Origin of the sequence: Vibrio ruber DSM 16370 (assembly GCF_900163965.1) — a bacterium.
Lineage (GTDB): Bacteria > Pseudomonadota > Gammaproteobacteria > Enterobacterales > Vibrionaceae > Vibrio > Vibrio ruber.
Genome location: NZ_FULE01000031.1, coordinates 178,795 through 204,879, shown reverse-complemented (window position 1 = coordinate 204,879; position 26,085 = coordinate 178,795). Strand labels below are relative to the sequence as shown.

Annotated in this window: 23 protein-coding genes; 9 read left to right on the top strand and 14 right to left on the bottom strand. The window is 46.8% G+C overall.

The window, feature by feature from the left end; all coding sequences use genetic code 11:
* Window positions 1-81: 81 nt before the first annotated feature.
* Window positions 82-432 carry a tautomerase family protein gene (locus VR7878_RS11740; RefSeq protein WP_077336277.1) on the bottom strand — a complete coding sequence of 117 codons (351 nt, stop codon included), beginning with the start codon at window positions 430-432 and terminating at the stop codon, window positions 82-84.
* Window positions 433-639: 207 nt separating this feature from the next.
* Here VR7878_RS11740 and tpiA point away from each other — a divergent pair, with 207 nt between their 5' ends.
* Together tpiA and VR7878_RS11730 are read left to right on the top strand one after the other, a co-directional pair.
* On the top strand, window positions 640-1,410 hold the full coding sequence (gene tpiA / locus VR7878_RS11735) for a triose-phosphate isomerase (protein ID WP_077336276.1): 771 nt from the start codon (window positions 640-642) through the stop codon (window positions 1,408-1,410).
* 134 nt (window positions 1,411-1,544) lie between these two features.
* The gene (locus VR7878_RS11730; protein ID WP_077336275.1) at window positions 1,545-2,942 is read left to right on the top strand and encodes an MATE family efflux transporter; all 1,398 of its coding nucleotides are present in this window, start codon (window positions 1,545-1,547) and stop codon (window positions 2,940-2,942) included.
* A gap of 38 nt (window positions 2,943-2,980) precedes the next feature.
* On the opposite strand, the gene rraA is transcribed toward VR7878_RS11730, so the two are convergent.
* From rraA to priA, 7 genes are all read right to left on the bottom strand, one after another.
* A complete protein-coding gene (gene rraA / locus VR7878_RS11725; protein WP_077336421.1) occupies window positions 2,981-3,544 on the bottom strand; it encodes a ribonuclease E activity regulator RraA in 564 nt (187 codons plus the stop codon).
* Window positions 3,545-3,619: 75 nt separating this feature from the next.
* Window positions 3,620-4,537 carry a 1,4-dihydroxy-2-naphthoate polyprenyltransferase gene (locus tag VR7878_RS11720; RefSeq protein WP_077336274.1) on the bottom strand — a complete coding sequence of 306 codons (918 nt, stop codon included), beginning with the start codon at window positions 4,535-4,537 and terminating at the stop codon, window positions 3,620-3,622.
* A gap of 145 nt (window positions 4,538-4,682) precedes the next feature.
* Window positions 4,683-6,014, bottom strand: a complete 1,332-nt coding sequence (gene hslU / locus VR7878_RS11715) for an ATP-dependent protease ATPase subunit HslU (RefSeq protein ID WP_077336273.1) — start codon at window positions 6,012-6,014, stop codon at window positions 4,683-4,685.
* Between the two features lie 44 nt (window positions 6,015-6,058).
* On the bottom strand, window positions 6,059-6,598 hold the full coding sequence (gene hslV, locus VR7878_RS11710) for an ATP-dependent protease subunit HslV (RefSeq protein ID WP_077336272.1): 540 nt from the start codon (window positions 6,596-6,598) through the stop codon (window positions 6,059-6,061).
* A 141-nt stretch (window positions 6,599-6,739) separates the two neighbouring features.
* Complete coding sequence (gene ftsN, locus VR7878_RS11705) at window positions 6,740-7,288, bottom strand: cell division protein FtsN (protein ID WP_077336271.1); 549 nt, start codon at window positions 7,286-7,288, stop codon at window positions 6,740-6,742.
* A 105-nt stretch (window positions 7,289-7,393) separates the two neighbouring features.
* On the bottom strand, window positions 7,394-8,398 hold the full coding sequence (cytR, locus tag VR7878_RS11700) for a DNA-binding transcriptional regulator CytR (RefSeq protein ID WP_077336270.1): 1,005 nt from the start codon (window positions 8,396-8,398) through the stop codon (window positions 7,394-7,396).
* A 249-nt stretch (window positions 8,399-8,647) separates the two neighbouring features.
* On the bottom strand, window positions 8,648-10,852 hold the full coding sequence (priA, locus tag VR7878_RS11695) for a primosomal protein N' (protein WP_077336420.1): 2,205 nt from the start codon (window positions 10,850-10,852) through the stop codon (window positions 8,648-8,650).
* A gap of 251 nt (window positions 10,853-11,103) precedes the next feature.
* Between priA and rpmE the strand changes: the two genes are divergently transcribed.
* Together rpmE and VR7878_RS11685 are read left to right on the top strand one after the other, a co-directional pair.
* The gene (gene rpmE / locus VR7878_RS11690) at window positions 11,104-11,325 is read left to right on the top strand and encodes a 50S ribosomal protein L31 (RefSeq protein ID WP_077336269.1); all 222 of its coding nucleotides are present in this window, start codon (window positions 11,104-11,106) and stop codon (window positions 11,323-11,325) included.
* Between the two features lie 302 nt (window positions 11,326-11,627).
* On the top strand, window positions 11,628-12,905 hold the full coding sequence (locus VR7878_RS11685) for a malic enzyme-like NAD(P)-binding protein (protein WP_077336268.1): 1,278 nt from the start codon (window positions 11,628-11,630) through the stop codon (window positions 12,903-12,905).
* A 131-nt stretch (window positions 12,906-13,036) separates the two neighbouring features.
* Here the strand turns inward: VR7878_RS11685 and VR7878_RS11680 are convergent, their stop codons facing one another.
* Together VR7878_RS11680 and metJ are read right to left on the bottom strand one after the other, a co-directional pair.
* A complete protein-coding gene (locus VR7878_RS11680) occupies window positions 13,037-13,687 on the bottom strand; it encodes a glutathione S-transferase family protein (protein ID WP_077336267.1) in 651 nt (216 codons plus the stop codon).
* 164 nt (window positions 13,688-13,851) lie between these two features.
* A complete protein-coding gene (gene metJ / locus VR7878_RS11675) occupies window positions 13,852-14,169 on the bottom strand; it encodes a met regulon transcriptional regulator MetJ (protein ID WP_077336266.1) in 318 nt (105 codons plus the stop codon).
* 215 nt (window positions 14,170-14,384) lie between these two features.
* Here metJ and VR7878_RS11670 point away from each other — a divergent pair, with 215 nt between their 5' ends.
* The 3 genes from VR7878_RS11670 to metF all read left to right on the top strand — a co-directional run bounded on the left by VR7878_RS11670 (window position 14,385) and on the right by metF (window position 19,093).
* Complete coding sequence (locus VR7878_RS11670) at window positions 14,385-15,551, top strand: O-succinylhomoserine (thiol)-lyase (protein ID WP_077336265.1); 1,167 nt, start codon at window positions 14,385-14,387, stop codon at window positions 15,549-15,551.
* The gene (locus VR7878_RS11665; RefSeq protein ID WP_077336264.1) at window positions 15,551-17,962 is read left to right on the top strand and encodes a bifunctional aspartate kinase/homoserine dehydrogenase II; all 2,412 of its coding nucleotides are present in this window, start codon (window positions 15,551-15,553) and stop codon (window positions 17,960-17,962) included. Before VR7878_RS11670 ends, VR7878_RS11665 begins: the two co-directional genes overlap by 1 nt.
* A 240-nt stretch (window positions 17,963-18,202) precedes the next feature.
* The gene (gene metF, locus VR7878_RS11660) at window positions 18,203-19,093 is read left to right on the top strand and encodes a methylenetetrahydrofolate reductase (protein WP_077336263.1); all 891 of its coding nucleotides are present in this window, start codon (window positions 18,203-18,205) and stop codon (window positions 19,091-19,093) included.
* A 116-nt stretch (window positions 19,094-19,209) separates the two neighbouring features.
* On the opposite strand, the gene zapB is transcribed toward metF, so the two are convergent.
* A complete protein-coding gene (gene zapB / locus VR7878_RS11655) occupies window positions 19,210-19,452 on the bottom strand; it encodes a cell division protein ZapB (RefSeq protein WP_077336262.1) in 243 nt (80 codons plus the stop codon).
* 318 nt (window positions 19,453-19,770) lie between these two features.
* Here zapB and glpX point away from each other — a divergent pair, with 318 nt between their 5' ends.
* On the top strand, window positions 19,771-20,778 hold the full coding sequence (glpX, locus tag VR7878_RS11650) for a class II fructose-bisphosphatase (protein WP_077336261.1): 1,008 nt from the start codon (window positions 19,771-19,773) through the stop codon (window positions 20,776-20,778).
* A gap of 131 nt (window positions 20,779-20,909) precedes the next feature.
* Here the strand turns inward: glpX and pfkA are convergent, their stop codons facing one another.
* Window positions 20,910-21,872: a 6-phosphofructokinase gene (pfkA, locus tag VR7878_RS11645; protein WP_077336260.1), complete on the bottom strand. Its 963-nt coding sequence runs from the start codon at window positions 21,870-21,872 to the stop codon at window positions 20,910-20,912.
* Window positions 21,873-22,395: 523 nt separating this feature from the next.
* On the opposite strand from pfkA, the gene VR7878_RS11640 reads away from it, so the two are divergent.
* Complete coding sequence (locus VR7878_RS11640) at window positions 22,396-23,925, top strand: M28 family metallopeptidase (RefSeq protein ID WP_077336259.1); 1,530 nt, start codon at window positions 22,396-22,398, stop codon at window positions 23,923-23,925.
* Between the two features lie 109 nt (window positions 23,926-24,034).
* Here VR7878_RS11640 and fieF read toward each other — a convergent pair whose 3' ends face one another.
* Both fieF and VR7878_RS11630 read right to left on the bottom strand, forming a co-directional pair.
* A complete protein-coding gene (gene fieF / locus VR7878_RS11635; protein ID WP_077336419.1) occupies window positions 24,035-24,946 on the bottom strand; it encodes a CDF family cation-efflux transporter FieF in 912 nt (303 codons plus the stop codon).
* A gap of 261 nt (window positions 24,947-25,207) precedes the next feature.
* Window positions 25,208-25,711 (bottom strand): Spy/CpxP family protein refolding chaperone, encoded by a 504-nt coding sequence (locus tag VR7878_RS11630; protein WP_077336258.1) that lies wholly within the window; start codon window positions 25,709-25,711, stop codon window positions 25,208-25,210.
* Window positions 25,712-26,085 lie beyond the last annotated feature (374 nt).

Below are 26,085 nucleotides of genomic sequence, written 5' to 3'. Positions count from 1 at the left end.
AATCAACATATTTGGTTCGTTGTTTGTGATGTGGTTTGTAACTTTCAGCCTGTATTGATATGCCCTCTTTTGAGGGCATTATTAACTGCGACATCGGATATAATGCTGCTCAATCACTCTCAGAAAAACTGAAAGATTTTCAATTTTGTCCGCGTCCTGCGCAAAGCGTTCGGTCAGTTTTCCGATCACAGAGTGACGGATATCCGCAACATATTCCTGACCCACTTCGACAATTAACTGTATAAAATCAGCAGTATCCAACTGTTCACCGACAAACCATTGATGGCTCCGGATGGCATTACTTTTGACCGATAAACCCAATTGAAGAATGGTTTCATCATGCAGTAGCACTTGGTGAAGATCTTCCAGCAATCTGGAAGTATTTACACGTTCATCAACCGGTGCTGAATATTCCATCCGAAGATTGATCATATGATGTATCCCTATCATGACATACTGTCTAGAATTTCAGGCCTTCCCACCCTGAAGCCAATGGCTCTGGTAAAATAGAACCAAATCGAAGCAATCTCAAATGCTCTAACCAAGAAAGTCATGATTCGTATCATGATCTACTTGGTTTTATCTGTTATATTCTGTCGAAGTCACATTTTTATACTCACTGAATTTGGAGATATTCCTATGCGTCGTCCTGTTGTTATGGGTAACTGGAAACTAAACGGAAGTAAAACGATGGTCACTGAACTACTCACTGGCCTGAATGCTGAACTCGAAGGCGTTGCCGGTGTTGACGTCGCAGTTGCACCACCCGCTTTATACCTTGATCTTGCTGAACGGTTAATCAAAGAAGGCGGAAATAAGATTATTCTGGGTGCACAAAATACTGACGTAAACAACAGTGGTGCTTTTACCGGTGATGTGTCTCCTCAAATGCTGAAAGACTTTGGTGCAACACACATTATTATCGGTCACTCTGAGCGTCGCGAATACCATCATGAATCTGATGAGTTCGTTGCTCAAAAATTTGCGTTCCTGAAAGAAAATGGCCTGACACCTGTCTTATGTATCGGTGAATCAGAAGCACAAAACGAAGCTGGTGAGACTCTTGCCGTTTGTGCACGCCAACTTGATGCAGTGATCAAAACACAAGGTGTTGAAGCACTCAATGATGCAATCATCGCGTACGAACCAATCTGGGCTATCGGTACGGGTAAAGCGGCAACTGCTGAACAAGCACAATCAATTCATGCTTCTATCCGTGCTCATATTGCCAAAGAAAGTGAAGCAGTGGCTAAGAATGTCATTATCCAGTACGGTGGTTCTGTAAAAGCAGAGAATGCCGCAGAGCTCTTTGCTCAGCCAGACATTGATGGCGCCCTCGTTGGCGGAGCGGCACTCGATGCGAAAGGATTTGCAGCGATTGCAAAAGCAGCCGCAGCAGCCAAAGCATAACGAGCCAATATCGCACTTATTTTCAAGGTCGGCACTTTGCCGGCCTTTTTATCATCCCGAGAGTAAACTGGCCGTTTTGACCAGAATCGAGTATGCTGTGATCCCGGTTTCCCCGATAGACATCCTTCTTTGCTATGCATGATAAACACGGGCTGCTTTCGGCACCAATTCCCGTCGTACTCCGCCGGATGACAATCCCGATGACCTTCGGCATGATATCGGTGCTGATGTTCAACTTAATCGATACCTACTTTATTTCTCTGCTCGGCACACAGGCGCTGGCTGCCGTCAGCTATACATTCCCTGTGACTTTTGCAGTCAACTGCATCACCATGGGAATCGGCATCGGTTTATCGACCAGTATTGGGCATTTGCTCGGTCAAAAATCGATGCATAACGCAGCACGTCTGACAATTCATGGTTTACTACTGGCCGTGGTTTTAGTCACTATCGCTTCAGGCATTGGCTTGTTAACCATCACTCCGCTTTTTACCTTACTCGGTGCTCAGCAAACCTTATTACCTTTGATACAGCAATACATGTCCGTCTGGTATATTGCCGTCCCCTTGCTGGTCATCCCGATGGCCGGAAACAGTGCCATCCGAGCAACCGGCGATACCAGAACGCCTGCGCTGCTCATGATTATCTCCGGCGCCATCAACGGTATTTTAGATCCGTTACTCATCTTCGGTTATGGCCCCTTTCCTAAACTTGGTATTCAGGGTGCAGCGATTGCCAGCGCAATTAGCTGGAGTACAGTCTTGGTCGGAACATTCTATATCCTATTCTACCGGGAACGATTAGTTACACGACCTTATTGGCGCGCATTATGGCCAGACTGGAAACAGATTTTGCAGATTGGAACCCCGGCAGCCCTATCGAATGCGATGACTCCACTCTCCGGTGCATTGCTAATGATACTGCTCTCCCAGCATGGTACTGTCGCGGTTGCGGCATACGGTGCTGCGCAACGCGTTGAATCACTCCTGATTTTGGTGCTAATGTCATTAACTTCGACACTCACCCCTTTCCTAGCACAAAATTTTGGAGCCGATAATCCGCAGCGAGGTTTCGCCGGGCTGTTCTTAAGTATACGGTTTTCTGTTGTGTTCCAGGGCATCATATTTTTGATGATGGTTCCGCTAAGTATCCCTATTTCTGCTCTCTTCTCACAGGAAACACAGGTTCGGGAAATACTCTGGCATTACCTGTTAATTGTACCATTGAGTTATGGATTTCAAGGGATAGTGATGATGATCGTTTCGGCGCTGAATGCACTGCACCAACCACTGAAAGCCTTCAGTTGGAATTTCATGCGCCTGTTTATTTTTATACTGCCTTCCGCTTGGATCGGTTCACAACTCTGGCAGGTGAATGGATTATTTGTGGGTATTGCTATCGGCAATATACTTAGCGGGATATGTGGATATTTTCAGGCATTGTCTTTACGACGACAAACGCTGTATTTCAGTAATAGCAAAAACACTGGAAATCAGAAAGACGACCAAGAAAAAGAAGTTAATGAGCCGTAAACAAAACGGCTCTTATCTTATATCAGGTCAGATCCGGATTAAATCCGTACTTCATCATCTTCTTCAGAGATGAGGTCATCGTCATCGAGTTCTTCCTCATCCAATTCAGCCTCTTCGAGGTCAGTATTCAAAGGCTCCTGAGAAAGAATGATACCGGTACTGTCAGCATAAAGATAATCTTCCGGTAAGAAAGTGACGCCACCAAAATTAACGGGGATATCAATTTCCCCTATACTTTGTGCCGCAGCGCCAACAGGAATTGATGCCATGGCCTGAATACCAATATTCATCTCTTCCAGTTCGTCCACTTCACGAACGCACCCGTAGACAACCAACCCTTCCCACTCATTTTCTTCAGCGAGCGCAGCTAATTCGGCGTCAATCAGGGCACGACGTAAAGAACCACCGCCATCAATCAATAGCACCCGTCCCAAGCCGTCTTGCTCAAGCACTTCACGGATCAAACCATTATCTTCAAAACATTTGATCGTTGTTATCTGACCGGCAAAAGAGGCTCGCCCGCCAAAATTACTGAACATCGGTTCTACAACATCAACCTGATCGAAATAAATATCACAAAGTGCAGATGTATTGTATTCCATGGCAACCATTCTCACAGCGAAAGTATCTTAAACGAGTATATCGACTATGTAAGTCATTGCAATGACAAAGCGCAATTAACTGATCAGTGTTTGAGCAATGACAATCCCGACAAACAGTAAATTTGTCACAACAGAGCATCTGACGACGGCCGGTAACATCGGCGCAATCTGTACAGGCTGTTCCGCTTCCCAGATAGCAACCGCATGTTTGACCACCGCCACCAGACTGAGCAGAAAAGGAAGTGCCAGCCAAAGCGGATCGGTCTGTAACCACAGATATAAACTAAACGTGAAGACGGCGCCGGCTAATAGAATAAAATGATATTTTTTAGCCAGTATCGGGCCTAAACGAACGGCTATTGTCCGTTTGCCGCATATTTCATCATTTTCGATATCGCGCATATTATTGACATTCAATACTGCGACAGCCAGTAAACCACAAGCTATCGACGGCAGGAGTAACGTCGAATTCAACTGACCGGTATAGAGAAAATAAGTGCCGGAGACGCCCAACAGGCCAAAGAAAATAAAGACGGAAACATCCCCCAGCCCGACATAACCATAAGGTTTATTGCCAACGGTATAAGCAACGGCTGCAATCATCGCCATGACGCCAAGGCCGATAAAAACTAAAATATTTTCAAGTGAGTCCAAGGCATACAGAATCAGCATCATGCCGGAAACAATCGTCAGCAGCACATTGATCAACATGGCTGATTTCATATCTTTCAATGTCACCGCACCTGACTGAATTGCCCGCATCGGACCTAACCGAGCATCATTATCAGTGCCTTTCACCGCATCACCATAATCATTGGCAAGGTTAGACAGAATTTGCAGTAAAATTGCAGTGGTCAAGGCCAAAATTGCGATTGGCCACGAAAAATGCTTTTCAGAAAAAGCTAAGGCACTTCCTGTGAGGATCGAAATCAATGCTAAAGGCAAGGTTTTCGGTCTAGCCGCATCCATCCAAATCGAAATAGAGTTCATCATGATTACAGCCTAGTGGACGTCAAGAGCCCTAGTATACGACGAATTCATTGATAATAAAAAGCCCGCATAAAAATGCGAGCTTTTATATCGAGATAACGGACAATAGAAAGCACGGCTATCATTGCCCGCATGACATGTTGAGCGTTTACAGAATAAAGCGGCTCAGGTCTTCATCCCCAATCAATTCACCGAGGCGCTCTTTGACATAGGCGGCGTCGATGGTGAACGACGAACCAGCCTTATCGGTCGCATCGAAAGAAATTTCATCCATCAATCGTTCCATCACAGTATGCAGGCGGCGAGCCCCGATATTTTCAGTCGTTTCATTTACCTGCCAGGCAGCATCCGCAATCTGTGCGATGCCATCTTCTGAGAACTCAATAGCAACATTTTCTGTTGCCATCAACGCCTGATATTGCTCTGTCAGCGATGCTTTCGGTTCGGTCAGGATACGTTTGAAATCCTCACTGCTCAAGGCTTCCAACTCAACCCGAATCGGTAAACGCCCCTGTAATTCAGGAATCAAATCCGATGGTTTGGCAACCTGAAAAGCCCCGGAAGCGATAAACAGTATATGGTCAGTTCTGACCATTCCGTGTTTAGTCGATACGGTGCTGCCCTCAATCAGCGGCAACAGATCGCGCTGTACCCCTTCACGGGATACATCCGGCCCGGACACTTCACCCCGTTTACAGATTTTGTCGATCTCATCGACAAATACGATACCGTGATTTTCAACATTGAAGATAGCTTGTTCTTTCAGTTCATCCTGATTGACCAGTTTGGCCGCTTCTTCTTCCGTTAACGCTTTAAACGCATCTTTAATCTTCAGCTTGCGTTTCTTTTGCGTGTTCCCGGCCAGATTCTGGAACATCCCCTGCAGCTGATTGGTCATTTCTTCCATACCGGGAGGCGCCATAATTTCAACGCCCATCTGCGGCGCGGCAACATCGATTTCAATCTCTTTATCATCGAGCTGACCTTCACGCAATTTCTTACGGAAGACTTGTCTGGTATGAGAAAAATCTTCTGTTCGCTCTTCCTCACCCCAAGAATCACGTGCCGGCGGAAGCAATACATCAAGAATACGTTCTTCAGCAAGCTCTTCTGCACGGAATTTCACTTTTTCCATCGCTTGCTGGTGGGTCATCTTCACGGCAACGTCGGTCAGATCACGGATAATCGATTCAACTTCTTTACCGACATAGCCGACTTCCGTAAATTTTGTCGCTTCGATCTTCATAAACGGAGCATTCGCCAGCTTTGCCAAACGACGAGCGATTTCAGTTTTACCGACCCCGGTTGGGCCAATCATCAAAATATTTTTGGGCGTCACTTCGACACGCAGGCTCTCTTCCAACTGCATGCGACGCCAGCGGTTACGTAGAGCAATCGCGACCGCTCTTTTCGCTTTGTCCTGACCGATAATATGACGATTAAGTTCATGAACAATTTCACGAGGAGTCATTTCAGACATGCTTATTTCCTTTGTTCTGTATTGCAGACGCTACCGAATCGTTTTTATGCTTCACTCTGGGGAATTTCAAGCACTTCGATAGTCTGGAAATGGTTAGTAAACACACAGATGTCACCTGCAATTTGCAGTGCTTTTTCAGCAATGACCTGCGCGTCCAGATCGGTATTTTCGAGTAAAGCTGTTGCAGCAGCCTGCGCGTAATTGCCCCCGGAACCAATTGCGATCAGATCATGTTCTGGCTGCACAACATCACCATTACCGGTAATAATTAATGAAGCGGTCTCATCAGCAACGGCTAAAATCGCTTCCAGACGGCGTAATGCCCGATCACTTCGCCAGTCTTTGGCAAGTTCAACAGCAGCCTTCACCAGATGCCCCTGGTGCATTTGCAGTTTGCTTTCAAAGCGTTCAAACAGTGTAAATGCATCAGCGGTACCGCCGGCAAACCCAGCCAGTATCTTATCGTTATACAGGCGGCGCACCTTGCGTGCATTGCCTTTCATCACGGTATTACCCAGAGAAACCTGACCATCTCCGGCAATAACAACTTTATTATCACGACGGACGGATACGATTGTAGTCACGAGAGGACCTCTTTCATTTTATAAAGTGTGTTAGAAAACTATATAAGGACAAGGTTGTCTGAATTCAAGTCAAAAGGCGGGATATCGTGGTTATTTCCTCCGGAAATCTGTGACCAGCTCCGGAGGTCGGGGAGAAAGGTACTATTGCCTTTCTTTCCAAATTGCACAGGGTTCAATCTTGGCGCGCTGAAGCTTGTGTCGATCACGTTCGGCATCGCGTTTAAATTTGTAAGGACCGATCACCACGCGATACCAGCTACTATCTTCTTTCTTACGGATTTTACTTTTAATCCCCTGAAAAGCGATGTCCAGTTTTCGTTTTTCCGCCTGAGCCATTGTTTTGTATGCACCGCACTGCATGATGTACGGAATTTCCGATACTTTCAGTGCTTTGGGGGTCACTTCAATCTCACGCTGAGGCAAGATATCAACATAGTCCCACTTTTCAGTCGGAGGTGGTGGTAGCGTCTTTTGATTGTCATGCTTTGGCTGCTTGACCTCGGTTTTTTGAGTCACCGGTGCACGATTCTCTGGTGGAGATGGCTGTATGCTCAGTGTATACAAGCCATAACCAAACACAGCGACCAAAATCACAGCGAGCATACCACTCAGCCAAGGGCGCTTCTTCGGTGTTTTACGCGCAGTTTTCTTTGCTGCGCTACCCCGTTTCACATAGTCTTTATTAGCCACTAAATTATGCTTACCTTACAAACAATGACTGTATGTTAAAGAAGACCATTCAGAAGCACAACTCTGAGCACCATACGCGTTAACATTATTGAGGTTTACGCCATGTCACCCACGAGGAGCAGCAACACTTTCACGAATCACCAGTTTTGTTTCCAGCAAACGCGAGCCGGCCCGAACATCGTGTCCCCGAAGCACTTCCAACATCATCAGCATCGCCTGACGACCAATTTCATACCGGGGCTGGGACACGGTGGTTAACGGTGGATCACAATATTGCGCAAAGTTAATATCGTCAAAACCAACCACCGACAGATCCTGAGGGACTCTGACGCCCAGACGCTTTGCTTCTTGAATCGCACCGATAGCCATCATGTCATTGTGGCAGAAAACCGCTCCCGGTGGATCAGACAACCCCAAAAGGAGCCGAATCGCTTTCACGCCGGCTTCAAAACTGAAATCACCTTTATAATGATAAGCAGGATTCATGGTTATTCCGGCACGTCGGAGCGCCTGCATATATCCCTGATGACGGAAATGACACAACGCTGCTGAATCGGGGCCGGCAATTTCACCAATTTTTTGGTGTCCCATCTGAGTGAGATAATTCACAACTTCAAATGCAGAAGTCAGATTATCAATATGGACTGTCGGCAGCTCCAGTTCCGGCGCGTACTCACAGGCCATCACCATCGGTGGTAGGTTTTTCTGTTCAGACTTACTGGCATCAAACGGTAAATCGGTTCCCAGTAGCAGCATTCCGTCAGCTTGCTTGGTAAAGACCAGATTGACAAAGGAGCTTTCGCGTTTTTTCTGTTGTCCGCTGTCACCCAGTAGCACCAAGTAACCATGCTCGACGGCTGCATCCTCAATGCCCCGAATAATTTCAGTAAAATACGGGTCACAAATATCGGGAACAATCGCAACAATCGTCTTTGACTCGTTACGTCTTAAATTACGTGCCAGTGAATTCGGAGAATATCCGGCTTCAAGCACTGCATCTTCAACCCGCTTTCTTGTCGTCGGCGACACTTTTTCGGGATTCATCAATGCCCTAGATACGGTCGCGGTTGACACTCCCGCTAGTTGAGCAACATCCTTCATTGTCGCCATACATAAAAACCCTCTTTCAAAATAGTATTTGCTATAAAACAGATTCATTGCACATACTTTTGATATATCTATCAAGAGCTTGATATATGTGCTTCCATAGTTTAAGCATATCTACGGATAAAGTTACGGTCTATTTAACACTTCTTACATCATAAACGAGAAACAGATCACGATACATAGGTTTTATATCGTGACAAAGATACCAATCAAGTCAGTGCCCTTCTGATTCACCGAATAAAAATCAGATAATTATGACAAATCATGAGGTTCAACATCGAGCGACCAACGGACTTTTCCCGCGAGAGGTAAGCGCTGAATGACAGGTTTGGCACTCATCAGCAATTTTTGCATTATCGGGCGGCTCATGGTTTGCATCAATAGCTGCCAACGATATTTACCGGCTCGTTTCGCCATCGGTGCCGGGGATGGGCCTAAGACAGAGCAGGTAGCATGATCAAACAGCGGATGAATTTCCAGAGTCTGCTTCACTTGCCTGAGAAAATCTTCGCCAAGTTCGGCCTGGTTTGATTCCGCTTTAAATAAAGTCAAATAACTGAAAGGCGGCAATAATGCCAGTTTCCGCTCATGTAACGCGCTCATCGCAAAGTGACGGTAATCTTTTTTGAGCAGCGCTTGGAGCAAACTGTGCTCCGGGTGATGCGTCTGAAGAACCACCTCACCGGGCTGACTGGCGCGACCGGCGCGACCGGCGACCTGAATAAACAGCTGTGCCAATCGTTCCGACGCCCGGAAGTCATGACTGTACAAAGCACTGTCGACATCCAGCAAGCCAACCAATGTCACGCGCGGAAAATGGTGGCCTTTTGCCAACATCTGCGTCCCGATTAAAATATGATATTCCCCGCGGTGGACAGCATTGAGGGCAGACTCGAGCGTGCCTTTTTTCCGGGTGCTGTCGCGGTCAATCCGGATCGTCCGATATTGAGGAAAAATTTGCGCCAGTTGTGTCTCCAACTGCTCGGTACCCACGCCAACCGTCGCCATCTGCGTTGAACCACAATCATGACATTGAGGGAATACCGGGCGCTGAGAGCCACAGTGGTGACAGCGCAGTTCCTGTGTTATCTGATGATAGGTGTAACGCGCATCACAACGCTGACAGTGGGCAACCCAGCCGCACTCATGGCACATCAGAACCGGTGCGTATCCGCGTCGGTTAAGGAATAACAAGACCTGATTGCCAGCCTGCAAATGCTTTCTCATTTCAGCAATCAACGGGGCTGACAGCCCGCCTTCAAGATAGAGTCCTTTAATATCCAGAACCCGGTTGGTGGTCGGCACCGCATCGCCGGCCCGCTGTGTCAGCGTTAAATGATGGTATTTACCACTGAGTGCATTTTGTAAGGTCTCAAGTGCCGGTGTCGCTGAGCCCAAAACAATCGGAATCTGTTCATAGCTGGCACGCATGACCGCCACATCCCGCGCATGATAACGCAAACTATCCTGCTGTTTATATGAGGCGTCATGTTCTTCATCGACAATAATGATTCCCAGATCGGCAAAAGGTGTAAACAACGCAGAACGCGTACCAATGATCACACCGGCATGACCATCCCGGGCAGAGAGCCATGCATTGAGTCTTTCCGTTTCATTGAGTCCGGAATGCATCACCACAACCGGCACCATAAACCGAGAGCGGAACCGCTGAATCGTTTGTGGTGTCAAACCGATTTCAGGCACCAGAACCAGTGCTTGTTTCCCCTGTTTCAGCATCGGTGCAATTAAGTTCAAGTAGACTTCCGTTTTCCCCGAGCCAGTGACGCCTTCCAATAAGTAGCAACCAAATTCGTGCTGGCTGTTGATGGTCGCAATCGCAACAGACTGCTCCATATTCAATTGTGGCTTTTCATCCTCATCTTCGAGTAATTCAGGCCACGGCTGGCAGTCAGGCTTCCGGTCAATCGCTTCAATCCACCCTTTTTCCTCAAGCGTGTTCAAAACCTGACGACTGATATCTTCATCTAACAATGTTTGGTGACTTTGTGTGCCGTTTTCCAATAAACGCAAAACCTTCGCTTGCTGGACTGCTCGGCCAAGTCCCTGCATCAACTTATCTCGTCCGGCGGAAGTCAGACACCACTCCCGTAAGGTCGCGAAATCAGCTGCTTTACCTTTTCTCAGGGCTGCGGGTAACGCATTTGACAAGGTATCCCCGAGTGGATACTGATAATATTGGCTGCACCATGTGAATAACCGAAACAGACTAGCCGACCAGACAGGCCGCTCATCCAGCACAGAGCGAATCGGTTTCAGCACATCGGGGCTCATTTCAGAGTTATGACCAAGTTCGGTCACAATACCAATCAATGTCTGCCGCCCAAACGGCACGGAAACCCGTCCACCGATAACAGGCTGACAATGTGCAGGGATCAAATAGTCGAACTGTTTATCTAAAGGAACCGGTAATGCCACTCGGGCAATGGATGGATGCATATCACTGAACATCAGATGTCAAAATCATGGACAACAGTCTAATCGAAGCTATCGTGAAATTCGAGACAGCAATGAGAATGGTGAAAATAACAGCAAAACTAGTTGATCCCTGCTCATGGATTCTTTAATATAGCGCGCCTTGATGATACGGATGCCCGTATCACAACCGATGTAAGACGATATAATTAACTGACATGTGGTGTCCGGCAACGATCCGGATAGCGACATGGCCCGATTTTTGAGGTTCTCCCATGAAAACTGGTATCCACCCAGAATACAAAGTTGTAAGCGCAACATGCTCTTGCGGTAACGCTTTCGAATTCAGAACGACACTGAACAAAGATTCTCTGCACTTGGATGTGTGTGATAAATGTCACCCATTCTATACTGGTAAGCAACGTATCGTTGATACCGGTGGTCGTGTAGATCGCTTTAACAAGCGTTTCGGCGCGCTTAGCAGCGGCAAAAAATAATCTCTCTGCGATGAGAATTTCGAAAAGGACACCTAATGGTGTCCTTTTTATTTGCCAAAACATTTCTGCCCAATCTCTGATACTAACGCCCCTGTTTATAGCCGCCTGTCAATCTGTCGTCATCGTCACGATATCAAGTTGATCTTTGCATAAAAGCAGATATACCAGCATAAACTCCTCCAACCTCTACATATTTATGCAATTTTTAAACACATAATACCATCACTGCCTAGGCAGATACTCAGACATCCATTAGAATGCAGTTTCTTTCCCTATAAACATTACAACGAGACGCTACCCTTATGTCTGAAGACAACCGCCAAGATTTAATGCCCGAAGAAGCATTTCGCCAGAAAGCTTTGGATTATCACGCTATCCCGACTGCCGGAAAAATCGCAGTCACCCTCACAAAACCTGCCGACACAGCGACAGATCTGGCTTTAGCCTATAGCCCCGGTGTGGCAGAACCGGTGCGTGAGATTGCCCAGGACGTCGATAATATTTACAAGTATACCGCCAAAGGAAACACCGTCGCGGTAATCTCTAACGGTACAGCTATCCTTGGATTAGGTAATCTGGGGCCTATGGCATCCAAACCCGTGATGGAAGGAAAAGCATTGCTTTTCAAACGATTCGCCGGTCTGGACTCATTCGACATTCAAGTCAAACACCGGACGATCGATGAGTTTGTCGAGACTGTCGCCAATATTGCTGACACTTTCGGCGGGATTAATCTGGAAGATATCAAGGCACCGGATTGTTTTGAAATCGAACGACGCCTCATCGAGCGTTGTGATATTCCAGTCTTCCATGACGATCAACACGGCACAGCAATCGTCACTGCAGCAGGGATGCTCAATGCAATTGAGCTACAGGGAAAGAACCTGAAAGAGTGTACGATCGTTTGTCTTGGTGCCGGCGCAGCAGCCGTTGCATGTATGGAACTGCTGATCAAATGTGGCGCAATGCGTGAAAAAATCTATATGCTTGACCGTAAAGGTGTGATTCATACCCGTCGCGATGATTTGAACGAATACAAACAGTTATTTGCCAATAATACAGACAAAAGAACGCTGGAAGACGTCATAAAAGATGCGGATCTGTTCCTTGGTGTCTCCGGTCCTAACCTCCTGCCGCCGGAAGCATTAGCTCTCATGGCAGAAAAACCGATCGTATTTGCCTGCTCAAACCCAGATCCGGAAATTAAACCGGAATTGGCTTATCAGGTTCGCAACGATCTCATCATGGGAACAGGTCGTTCTGACTATCCAAATCAGGTCAACAATGTGCTGTGTTTCCCGTTCATCTTCCGTGGCGCGTTGGATATTCGAGCCAGCGAAATTAATGATGAAATGAAAATTGCAGCCGTTGAAGCGATTCGCCAGCTCGCAAAAGAAGAAGTCCCGGCAGAAGTTCTGAAAGCAGCCAGTGTCGATAGCCTCTCATTTGGCCCCGAATATATTATTCCAAAGCCGATGGATCCCCGCCTGTTGCCCCGGGTTGCCAAAGCCGTAGCGCAAGCGGCTGTAGATTCAGGTGTTGCCCGAATTGCAATGCCTGAAGGCTATATGCAAAGCTAATCATGCAACTCATTTTTTAGCGTATCGCTGATAAAAAAAGAGGAGACCTGATCTCCTCTTTTTTATGACTGGTGCTCCGTCCGCAAATCGGTTGCCATAAAGAGGGCTTCTTTATGCCAACACCAACTCACTCAGCCCGGTATTTTTTGCAAAGCTTGCTGATAGCTCGCGAGTTGAGATACCTGATTCATATATCGTTGAATATTTGGATAACCCGACAGATCAGCCCGCATATCGGCAAGCTGTAACACCAAATTCATCTGAAAATCAGCACCACTGAGCTGCTCTCCGGTAAACCATGTACGGCTTCCCAGCGTATCATCGATATAACGCAAAAAAGTAGACACGCGAGGTTCAATCACAATCCGATCCATCTTGCTGAGAAACGCCCCAATCAGCGGACGCAGCAAGAACGGGAGTTTTTCTCTCGACTTGATAAAAATTAGCCGCATCACCAGCCACATCATGAAAGAACCTTCAGCGGCATGTAGCCAGTAGCGGTAATCCAGTAACGCCTGACCCGACTCAGGCCGGAAACGGCGTTGATGATCATAGGTATCGATCAGATATTCAATAATGGCGCCGGACTCAGCAATGGTGTGTTCACCATCAATAATCGTCGGTGATTTACCTAACGGATGGATCGCCTTCAGAGAATCGGGCGCCCCCCAAGTCTGAGGATCCCTGTCATAATGAATAATTTCATATTCGAGTGTCAGGGCTTCCAACAACCAGACCACTCGTAATGCCCGGGACTGTTCAAGGTAGTGAACGTAAATCATATCCGATGTTCCTTATCTGCAAAGAAAGCACCAACGGCTGTCGAGCACTCCTTGCTATAAAAGAAATTGATTTCATATTGATTTGAGCTTAAAACAATCCGGTCACAATAACCAGCATGACGGAAAACAATGCGTCTATCGGTCTGACAAAGGGCAGTGTCGGATTACTCATCATAAGATTCAAATTCAATGCCCATCGCAGTCATGATTGCTTTTGCTTCGGTTGGAATATCATCCGGACGATCTTTACGCAGGTCTTCATCCGTCGGTAAAGGCTGACCGGTATATGCGTGTAAAAATGCCTCACACAAAAGTTCACTATTTGTCGCATGACGTAGATTATTGATCTGGCGTCTTGTCCGCTCATCAGTCAATACTTTGAGAACTTTCAATGGAATAGAAACTGTAATTTTCTTGACCTGCTCGTTTTTCTTACCATGCTCAGCATAAGGACTTATGTATTCACCATTCCAATCAGCCATTGCTTCCCCTCATTGCCCGGAATCTGCCATTATTATCAAAAAAGTAGGTGTTAATTTTAGCTTTATTTACTGCTATAAGCAAAGACATATAGACGTCTAGAAGTATTGACGTCTTATTGAAAAATCAGTAGAGTGAACAACAATATCCAATCCATGTCGATTGAGATTTTCTGTCATGAACGACATTCTGTCACCCAATAGGAAGGAATCACATAATGAGCACTCGTAAACCTGCAACTATCGCTGTTCGAACGGGTATTGAGTCAGACACGCAGTACCATGCTGTCGTTCCGCCGATTTATCTCTCAACGAATTATGGATTTCCGGCATTCGGTGAAGTCCCTAAATATGATTATACTCGCTCCGGTAATCCGAATCGCGGACTGTTGGAACAAGCCCTCTACGAACTGGAAGGTGGTCAGGGGGCAGTAATTACCAACTGCGGTACATCTGCGCTCAATCTATGGGTCTCTGCTTTTATCGGCCCCGATGATCTCATTATCGCTCCCAATGATTGTTATGGTGGCACGTATCGCTTATTCAATACCCGCGCCAATAAAGGTGACTTTCGGGTACAATTCGTTGATCAGTGCGATGATGCCGCACTCACTGAAGCCTTGGCACAAAAACCTAAACTCATCTTGTTGGAAACCCCATCCAATCCGCTCGTTCGGGTCGTCGATATTGAAAAAGTTTGCCAGCAGGCCAAGCAAGTCGGTGCGCTGGTCGCAGTTGATAATACGTTCCTGACGCCGGTCTACCAACAACCTTTATCGCTCGGTGCTGATTTTGTGATCCATTCTACGACCAAATACATCAATGGCCACTCCGATGTGATTGGCGGAGTGATCATCAGTAAGACGCAAGAACATGCTGAGACGCTTGCTTGGTGGGCGAACTGTATCGGTGCCTCCGGCACGCCATTCGATAGCTATATGACTCTCAGAGGCTTGCGAACATTGGGACCGAGAATGCGCAGCCATGAAGAAAGCTCACTGAAAATTCTCTCTTATCTACAGTCTCAAAAGTTGATCGGGGCAATTTATCATCCGAGCCTGCCGACTCACCCCGGTCATGAAATTGCGAAAAAGCAGCAAAGTGGCTTTGGTTCAATGCTCAGTTTTGAGTTTGCCGGCAGCTATGAAGAGCTGCAACAGTTTGTCAGCCGGCTCAAACTGTTTTCATTAGCCGAGTCTCTGGGTGGGGTCGAAAGTTTAATTTGCCATCCAGCGACCATGACCCATCGTGCAATGGGTGAGGAAGCACTCGAAAAAGCTGGAATCTCACTACAATTATTACGGCTGTCTGTCGGCTTGGAAGATGCCGATGACTTGATTGCCGATCTGGATCAATCCCTGAATTGGGTAAAGGAGAATCGTTGATGACCACCGTGCGCCACCTCCATAAATTCGGAGGAAGTAGTCTGGCTGATCCGGCATGTTATCGCCGCGTTGCTCAAATTCTCAAAGAGTATTCGCAAAGTCACGATCTGGTTGTGGTCTCTGCCGCAGGCAAAACAACCAACCAACTGATTGCTTTTATTGAACATCTCTCGGTTGAACCACAGCAGGCCCAAGAAATCTTAGGTCAGATTCAACACTTTCAACACCAGTTGATTGAAGACTTACTTGAAGGGGAAGCTGCGCAGGCACTGACTCACCGACTTAATGATGAATGTACAGCGCTTGCAGGGCTTACCGCCCCGCTGACTGTTGCTCAACAGGCATTCGTCCAAGCTCATGGTGAGATTTGGTCATCCCGTTTAATGGCTGCATTACTCAATCAACAAGGATTGATGGCGATAGCTCAGGATGCCCGCGCCTTCTTACGGGCTCACAGAGAAACGCAACCGGAAATCGACCGTGCTCAATCTTACCCGCTGCTGAAAGAAATTCTGGCACAGCACGGTCACCAACGGATTGTGATTACCGGATTTATCGCTCAGGATGAAGCCGGGGAAACCGTACTGCTGGGCCGAAATGGTTCCGATTATTCAGCCACGATCATTGGTGCGCTGGCAGAAGTCGAACGGGTGACAATCTGGAGTGATGTTGCTGGTGTCTACAGTGCCGATCCGAGAGTCGTTCCGGATGCCTGTCTGCTGCCGTTACTCCGTCTCGATGAAGCCAACGAACTGGCGCGCCTTGCCGCACCGGTATTACACAGTCGGACATTACAGCCCGTCGCACAAAGTGCAATTGATCTGCATCTCCGCTGTAGCTATGACCCTGAAGCCGGTTCAACCCATATCGAACGGGTGCTTGCATCAGGACGAGGTGCCAAAATCATTACCTCTCTGGATGAGGTATTACTGATTGAACTTAGTTTCTCGCGCGGACACGATTTTCAGCGGCTGTGCACACAGGTTATCGAACAGCTCAAGCGAGCCCAGCTCACACCGCTTGCGTATGAAAAACAGGATGACCAGTATCGTATACAACTTGCTTACACGGCTGAAATCGCTTCTGGCGCATTATCTTATTTGCAAGATGCCGCAATTGAAGCGGAAATTCGCCTGAAAGAAGGTTACTCGCTCGTTGCAGCCGTCGGTGCTGGTGTCACCAAAAATGCCAACCACTGTTTCGGCTTTTATCAACAGCTCAAACAGGCTCCGATTGAGTTCCTCTGTGAGTCTGACTCAGAATTAAGTCTGGTTGCAATCCTTCGTCAGATATCTGTAGACGGTTTTGTTAATCAACTGCATACCCAACTTTTTCAGGCACAAAAACGCGTGGCTCTCGCACTCTGTGGCAAAGGCAATATCGGTTCGAGCTGGCTCAAACTATTTGCGGAACAGAAAGCAGAGCTGGAGAAACGCCGGGGCATGAATTTTGAGCTGGTTGCAGTCATCGATAGTCAAACCTACTGGTTTGATGAACAAGGGATTGATCCGACAAAGGTTGAACGCCATTTCCTTGAAGAATCGCGTCCCAATGACGGTCAGGAATGGCTACTCAAACTGGGGCAGATCCGCGGCTATGATGATGTGATAGTGCTGGATGTCACAGCCAGTGCAGAACTTGCTTCACAGTATATTCAGATTGCAGAGCAAGGAATGCACCTGATTTCTGCAAACAAGGTCGCAGGCTCTTCCAGCAGTGAATATTACTATCAGGTCAAAGACTCTTTTGCCAAAATCAGTCGTCACTGGTTTTACAATGCGACGGTGGGTGCCGGTCTGCCGATTAACCATACGGTGAGGGATCTACGGGAAAGCGGAGATGAAATTGTTGCCCTCTCCGGGATTTTCTCCGGAACACTGTCCTGGTTATTCCAACAATATGATGGCACCGTCCCTTTCAGTGAATTGGTTGATCTGGCTTGGCAACAAGGTTTAACCGAGCCCGATCCGAGAAATGATCTGGATGGTTCCGACGTGATGAGAAAATTGGTCATTTTGGCGCGTGAATCCGGACTGGAGCTTGAACCGGATCAGGTCACTGTTGAATCACTGGTTCCGGATGAATTGCAATGCCTCTCTCTGGATGATTTTCTTGATCAGAGTGCCCTGCTCGATATCCAGCTTGCCGAACGTCTGGCAAAAGCCCAACGGGAAGATAAAGTATTACGTTATGTCGCCCGTTTGGAAAAATCCGGAAAGGCCTCTGTCGGTGTGGAAGCTTTACACCGGGAGCATCCATTAGCCAACTTGCTACCGTGCGATAATATCTTTGCCATTGAAAGCAAATGGTATAAAGACAATCCGTTAGTGATTCGCGGCCCCGGCGCCGGGCGGAATGTCACCGCCGGTGCCATTCAATCAGACATTAATCTCCTTTCCAGCTTGTTATAACGAACCCATTCGTTCACGGATTCAATATATCAGGGGCCATTTGGCTCCTGATTTGTTTCTCAACTAAGATTTATAAATCGATCTATTTCAATCAACAGAGGTGAAAAGCCTTCATATAAGCATGAATAAAATTCATGCTTATATTGTTGACATAAAAAACAATTCAATAGAATATCTAGACATATAGACGTCTAAACGTCGATTTACATCCGATTAACCATCATCCACGGGAGAGAGAAGATGGGCTACTCATATGCTGGACATATTGACGCACTGAATCAAAACATAAGTGAATTATCAGGAGACCTCAATGTGTCTTTTGAGTTTTTCCCGCCAAGTTCACCGCAAATGGAAGAAACTCTCTGGAACTCAGTGCATCGCTTAAAAACCTTACAACCCAAGTTTGTCTCTGTCACCTACGGCGCAAATTCAGGGGAGCGAGATCGAACGCATTCCATCATTAAGGAGATCAAGTCTCAGACCGGTTTGATCGCAGCCCCTCATCTGACTTGTATTGATGCCACTCGTGAAGAGCTGTCCCAGATTGCCGATGATTACTGGAACAACGGTATCGAGAACATTGTCGCGCTGCGTGGTGATATTCCTGCGGGCGGTGGTAAACCGGAGATGTATGCTTCTGATTTGGTGGCTTTACTTAAATCCCGTCATGACTTTGATATTTCTGTCGCAGCTTTTCCTGAAGTCCACCCTGAAGCGAAAAGTGCTCAGGCTGACTTACTCAACCTCAAACGTAAAGTAGATGCAGGCGCCAACCGTGCCATCACTCAGTTTTTCTTCGATGTCGAGTGTTACCTGCGGTTCCGCGACCGTTGTGTCAGTGCCGGTATCGATGTTGAAATCGTACCGGGCATTCTGCCGGTGTCCAACTTTAAACAGGCTGCTCGTTTTGCCGCGCAAAACCATGTCAAAGTCCCGGGATGGATGAATAAGCAATTCGACGGATTAGACGATGATCCGGTAACACGTCAGCTTGTCGGTGCCAGTCAGGCCATTGATATGGTCCGGATACTCTGTCGTGAAGGCGTGAAAGACTTTCATTTCTATACACTAAATCGCGCGGAAATGACCTATGCGCTGTGTCATACACTGGGTATCCGGCCACAAGCATAAATCGTATAACAGACTCTCCCATGAAAAAATGCCGATAGAAATATCGGCATTTTTTACTATCGCATTGATGATATAGAAAGCTTGAACCAGATCGCTGATATAGAAGGTTTCGAGCCTTACTCCATCTCTTCCATTTTTCCAAGCAAGTTGCGAATGCGCTCCTGCCATGCTGATTGCTCTTGCTGAATATCCTGTAAACGTTGTTCCAGTTCATCACGACTGGTTTTCAGCTCGGTCGCTTCTTCAATCAATTTCTGCTTTTCTTCTTTTAATTCTTCAACTTCCATTTGCAGGAGAGTGATTGTATCAACGGCAGTTTGAATTTTGGCTTCTAATTTCTCTAACACTTCAAAAGACATGCTTATATCCTTTACGATTCTGCGCTTGCAATAATGATTGTACCTGACTGTTCATTCTACTCAGCCATCGCTGGAGAAACACGCTCTATATTGAATATTTTCACCATTCGATTAAAAAATCGGCGTGAATTGACACTATTCTTACTTTTGTTGTTCTCCGTGGCAGGATTCCCCTCGTCTGAGCCCTGAAATAGCGCTGAAGATCTGAAGCAGCTTTGATCAAGTGCAATAATCTACAAGCATTTCAGCAAACGTTTTCGTCGGGATATGCTAAAATTCGACGCAAATTTCTCAGTTTTCCGTCAAGATGGAGTTCACATGAAACGTGATTTAGCAATGGCCTTTTCCCGGGTGACCGAAGGTGCCGCTTTAGCCGGGTATAAATGGCTTGGGCGCGGTGATAAAAATGCAGCGGATGGTGCAGCCGTTGAGGTCATGCGGAGCCTGTTGAATAAGACCGAGATCACGGGGGAAATTGTCATCGGAGAAGGAGAAATTGATGATGCTCCGATGCTCTATATTGGTGAAAAAGTCGGTTTGGGTGGCGATGAAGTGGATATCGCCGTTGATCCGATCGAAGGAACCCGAATGACAGCCATGGGGCAGTCGAATGCACTCTCTGTACTGGCAGCCGCGGAAAAAGGCAGCTTTTTGAAAGCGCCCGATATGTACATGGAAAAACTGGTCGTCGGGCCGGGAGCCAAAGGATGTATCGATCTCAATTTGCCGCTCAAACAAAATCTCGAACATATCGCCCAGGCATTAGGTAAATCACTGGATGGGCTGGTCGTCATTACTCTGGCTAAACCGCGCCACGAGCAAACCATTGCCCAGATGCAACAGTGGGGCGTCCGCGTATTTGCCGTGCCCGATGGTGATGTGGCAGCCTCCATTTTAACTTGTATGCCCGACAGTGAAGTTGATGTGATGTATTGTATCGGTGGTGCCCCTGAAGGTGTCGTCTCCGCAGCCGTAATTCGTGCTCTGGATGGTGATATGCATGGCCGTCTTCTGCCGCGCCACGAAGTGAAAGGTGATACCGATGAAAACCGCCAGATCGGCCAGCAGGAAATCGAGCGCTGTCAGAAAATGGGCGTTGAAGCCGGAAAAGTGCTGAAGATGGAAGATATGGTGCGCAGTGATAATGTAATTTTTTCTGCAACAGGCATCACCAAAGGTGACTTACTGGATGGCGTCACTCGCCAAGGCAATATTGCCGTCACAGAGACCTTACTTATCCGCGGCAAGTGCCGGACGATTCGTCGGATTCAATCCACCCATTATCTGAACAGAAAAGACCCGGAAGAACGGATGTGGATCGTCTGACAGCTTTCCGTAATCGGGGTATCAAAAAGGTGACCCGTACCAAAAAGCTGCACCAAAGCAAACAGACTTAATAACCGATACAAAAAAAGACCGCTCAGTGCGGTCTTTATTAATATGTGCGACGAAAAAACTTAAAACAGTTCTTCAGCGACTTTATACAAATCCTTACGAACCGGACGTTTCATATTCTCAATCGCGTCAACGATATCGTGGTGAACCAGATCTTCTTTCTGAATGCCGACACAACGGCCACCATAGCCTTGCAGCAGAAGATGAACCGCATAGTTCCCCATACGAGACGCTAAAACCCGGTCAAATGCTGTCGGACGACCACCACGCTGAATGTGGCCCAGAACAGTCGCTCGAGTCTCGCGTTTTGTCGCTTCTTCAATTTTCTTCGCCAGAACGTTGGCATCCATCATCAGCTCAGTCAAAGCAATAATGGCATGTTTCTTACCTTTGGCAATGCCGTCTTTCAGGTTGGAAATCAGCTCATCCATATTCAATCCCGTCTCCGGGGTGATGATATATTCACATCCGCCGGCGATGGCTGACATGAGTGTTAAATCACCACAATGACGTCCCATGATTTCAACAATAGAAATCCGTTGGTGAGATGAAGATGTATCGCGCAGGCGGTCAATCGCATCAATGACGGTATTCAAAGCGGTCAGATAACCGATGGTATAATCGGTACCGGCAATATCGTTATCAATGGTGCCCGGCAGACCGATACATGGATATCCCATCTCTGTCAGCTTCTTCGCGCCCATGTAAGAACCGTCACCACCGATGACAACCAGTGCTTCGATACCATGCTTCTTCAGGTTCTCAATCGCTTTTTCGCGAACGTGAACCTCTTTAAATTCAGGAAAACGGGCAGAACCAAGGAATGTCCCACCTCGGTTAATCACGTCAGAAACACTTGAACGCTCCAGCTTAACAATCCGGTCTTCATAAAGTCCCAGATAGCCATCGTAGATGCCGAAGACTTCCAAACCAGCGCCTAATGCAGTACGTACAACGCCACGAATCGCAGCGTTCATCCCTGGTGCATCACCGCCACTTGTTAATATCCCGATCTTTTTAATCATGCTCACCCTCTAAAATATTGGGAATGTCATTCTAATAGATAGTTGTATTCGGTTGTTGGTGTCAAAACAAACCGATTTTCTCAGTACATCATGTCACTTTTTTTGCAAAGTTACCCGATCTTTTTTTGCACTGAAGATTAAGTGTTCACATTGTGGATGAGTATTGCAATTTTGTCATTATTCTTTGTTGATTCACATCAGGGTATGGTTTTTTTCTTATGCGAATAAACGATAGAAATGGCCAATATTGAATACAAAATAGTCTAAGAAACCGTCGTGATGTTCCCACAGCAAGGATTCTCAACAGAGCATCTTTCCCTCATATTTGTACATAAGTTTACATAAATATAAACAATATAAATATTTATTAACATTATTATGCTCACTGTTGTTTACATTCTGATTATGAATTAATTTGCACTGAATTATCCCTAATCTTGCTCTGTTTTGTTAGTTTAGTAACGCTGGCCTTTAAGGCCTTTTACCACTCAGATCAAGCGCCTACGATAGGGAGATCAGGATAATGAAATACACCAAAACCAGTCTGGCCGTCATACTGACACTGTTCAGTACATCGCTCATTGCGGCAGGAAATTCACAGACTGACGACAACAAAGTCTGGATATCGATTGGCGCTGATGCAAAAGGCACCTTGCTGGAATCCGTCACCCAACCGATTCAGGCTCAGTCGGTTGTTGATAACCCGCTCGTTTGGGTTGGACAAGTTGATCAACAAGATCTTGCTGAGCTATCACACAACATGCACGAAGAACATCATCGCTGCGGTGGTTATATTGTCCATGACTCTAAACAAAGTGCGATTGAAGCAAGCCGGGTTCCATTAACCAGCAGTTCATTTGCTGCAGTCGGTATTCATCAACAAGATATTGTCAAACCGTTGATCCCACTCGTCAGCGCAGACCAAATTACCGATACAATCACCAGCTTATCGGGCTTTACCAATCGCTTTTATACCACCCACACCGGGGCACAAGCTTCTGACTGGATTGCAAATGAATGGCGAGGACTCGCTTCTGCATGGCGCAATGCTTCTGTGCAGCAGTTTAGTCATTCCGGTTATCGGCAAAAATCCGTGATCCTGACGATCCGGGGAACGGAAAAACCCGATGAAATCGTGGTCATTGGCGGTCACTTAGATTCAACCATCGGTTCAAGAACCAACGCCCAGAGTGTTGCTCCCGGTGCTGATGACGACGCATCAGGCATCGCCAGTGTGACTGAAATCATCCGGGTACTGGCAGAAAACAACTTTAAACCGAAGCGAACAGTTGCGTTCATGGCATATGCAGCGGAAGAAGTCGGCCTACGCGGCTCTCAGGATATCGCCAGCCAGTATAAGAATAACGGCAAAAACGTGCTTTCCGCTCTGCAGCTGGACATGACCAACTATCCCGGCTCGGCTGAAGATATCGTCTTCATGACCGATTACACCGATAGCAATCTGAATTCCTTTCTGGCAACGCTACTGGATGAATATCTGCCGAATCTGAAATATGGCTTCGACCGATGTGGTTACGGTTGCTCGGATCACGCATCATGGCATGGTGCCGGATACCCTGCATCAATGCCTTTCGAAGCTAAGTTTGCTGAATACAACCCACATATTCATACCCCGCGAGATACGCTTGCCAATTCTGACAGCGAAGGAAAACACGCGCAAAAATTTGCCCGACTCGGCCTTGCCTATGTCGTAGAAATGGCAAATTCAGCGGTAGAGGAGCCACAGAACCCTGTATTGAAGGTCGGAAAACCGCTAACCGGATTAAGTGGTCAGGCATCGGGTCAAAGTTGGTATACGTTTGAACTGCCTGAATCCCGTCCTTTTACGATTTCAATGTCGGGCGGCCAAGGTGATGCCGATCTTTATGTGAAGTATGGTACGAAAGCAGGAACCCGTTCTTATGATTGTCGTCCTTACAAAGTGGGCAATAACGAGTCATGCTCGTTTGATCGTGCGGCTGCAGGGACTTACTCAATCATGCTACGCGGTTATTCTGACTATGCTGGCGTCACGCTAGAAGCGAAGTACTAGAAGTACTAAATAAGTCAGTCATACAGATAGCCTGAAACACAGTTTCAGGCTATCTTGCCGATGTCGATTCAATAACATCCCTTCATCTCTGATATACACCGACACTGTTTCACGACCATTCTGCCACTTTCTGCTCATACTCTGACTGCAGAATCACAGAATAAGGGTCTTGGTGAACCAGAACATCGGAACCGGGGAACTGTTCCAGTAATAATGCTTCAACCTGATCAGAAATCTCATGAGCCTGAATCAGCGGTAAGTGATCATCTAATTCCAGATGCAGTTGAATAAAACGCACCGGCCCGGACATTCGCGTTCGTAAACCATGAATTCCTAACACCCCGTCCACCGATAAACTCAACTGACGAATGTGACTGATTTCCTCATCCGGCAACTTACGATCCAACAACGTCTGAATCGCCTCATGAATAATCTGATAGGCACTATATAAAATATAAACGCCGATTCCGACGGCAAAAATCGCATCGGCTTGGGTCACCCCTTGCCAACTCAGCGCTAACGCGATCATAATCGCAATATTCATCCATAAATCAGACTGATAATGCAAAGAATCGGCAGCAATCGCCTGACTCCCTGTTTTACGAACCACATATTTTTGATACCTAACCAACAAGAATGTCACAACTATCGCCAGCGCACTGACATAAATCCCAAGCTCCGGTGTTTGTAGCGGCTGAGGGCGGAAGAAACGATCAACCCCATTGAGCAGCAAAAAGCAGGCAGAACCCGAAATAAACATCGCTTGTGCCAGTGCCGCCAAAGATTCTGCCTTCCCGTGGCCAAACGTATGTTCCCGATCAGCCGGTTGCAGCGCATAACGAACCACCCAAAGATTGACCACCGATGCGGCGATATCCAGCAAAGAGTCAATCACCGATGCAAGTAAACTGACTGAACCTGTCTGCCACCAGGCAAACATTTTAATGAGCAGTAACGTTATCGCGACCACGGTCGCACTCCATGCTGCTGATTTCACTAAACGAATATAATTTGTGTGCATCAAAAAACTCTGAATGAATGCCATCAATGATGATTAACTATATAACGAAATCAGCTTCATTGCAGGCGATTTATTTATCAACAGATAATATAATTAGCTGATTTTTAACATGAAAGTGATAATAATTATTAGTAGTAGTCACAAGAAAGAGGCGCATCCTTGTCACCTCTTTCTTCACTGACGTCATTGGTTTCATCAAAGCACTATCCAACAACATGCTGTTTTCACAATTCTCACAACTCAACAATCGCAGATGTTATCCTACCATTGGTTCATCATGAAGCTAGGGCCATTACCACCTTGACCGGGGCCGGTCATATTGTTGTACGGTCTTCTTTCCTGAAACATCTTTTGCCACTGTTGTTGTTGCTCTGGCGTCAAGATACTGAGCATGTCATGCCGTTGACGCATCATCTCTACCCGTCTGTCAACGCGTGCATTTTCCATTTTGCCGGCCAGTTTCTGAGCGGCTTGCTCATCAAAATTTTTTGCCGTAACAATCGGCACCATCTCTTGATGAAAAGCTTGCATCTGAGCCTGTCTTTGCTCCCGGTGTTGTTGTCGGAGTGCTGTCAGTTGATTTTGCTGTTCTGCTGTAAGGTTAAATCCTCGCAACATCCCACGCTGATCATAACCCTGGCATTCGGAACGTTGATTCCCCCAATGACCACCGCCATGATGGTTATAGCCGGCAAAAACATTCATACTGCCGAGCGTGAACGGGAGAACAGCGGCTGCCAATATTACTTTTGTTAAAGTGTTCATCTCTGTTACCTCTTGCTTGGTGGACAGACTGAATTATCATCAGCCTTTCGTATGTCGGTAAATTAAGCTTACATTCTCTAAGGTCAACTGGTGTATAGCGTCGGTAAAAGAGTGTAAATGAGGCACCAAACGATCTTTATCCGTGGATTTTAAAGGTAAACTATTAGGGGTTGTTGACCTTTCGTGGTTGAATTTTGTTCAATCTGAACGGGTATTGATCGCGGCGCGGGGCATGCCGCTTAGCTATCCTAAGCAAATGACCCGCAACAAAGAGCAAGACACGTTCAGATGAACCCTCTGGGCAGCATTTGTCGCTCATTTATCCAGCGTTAGGTCATGATTCATGTAGATCGCTACACTTCACATGACCTGCC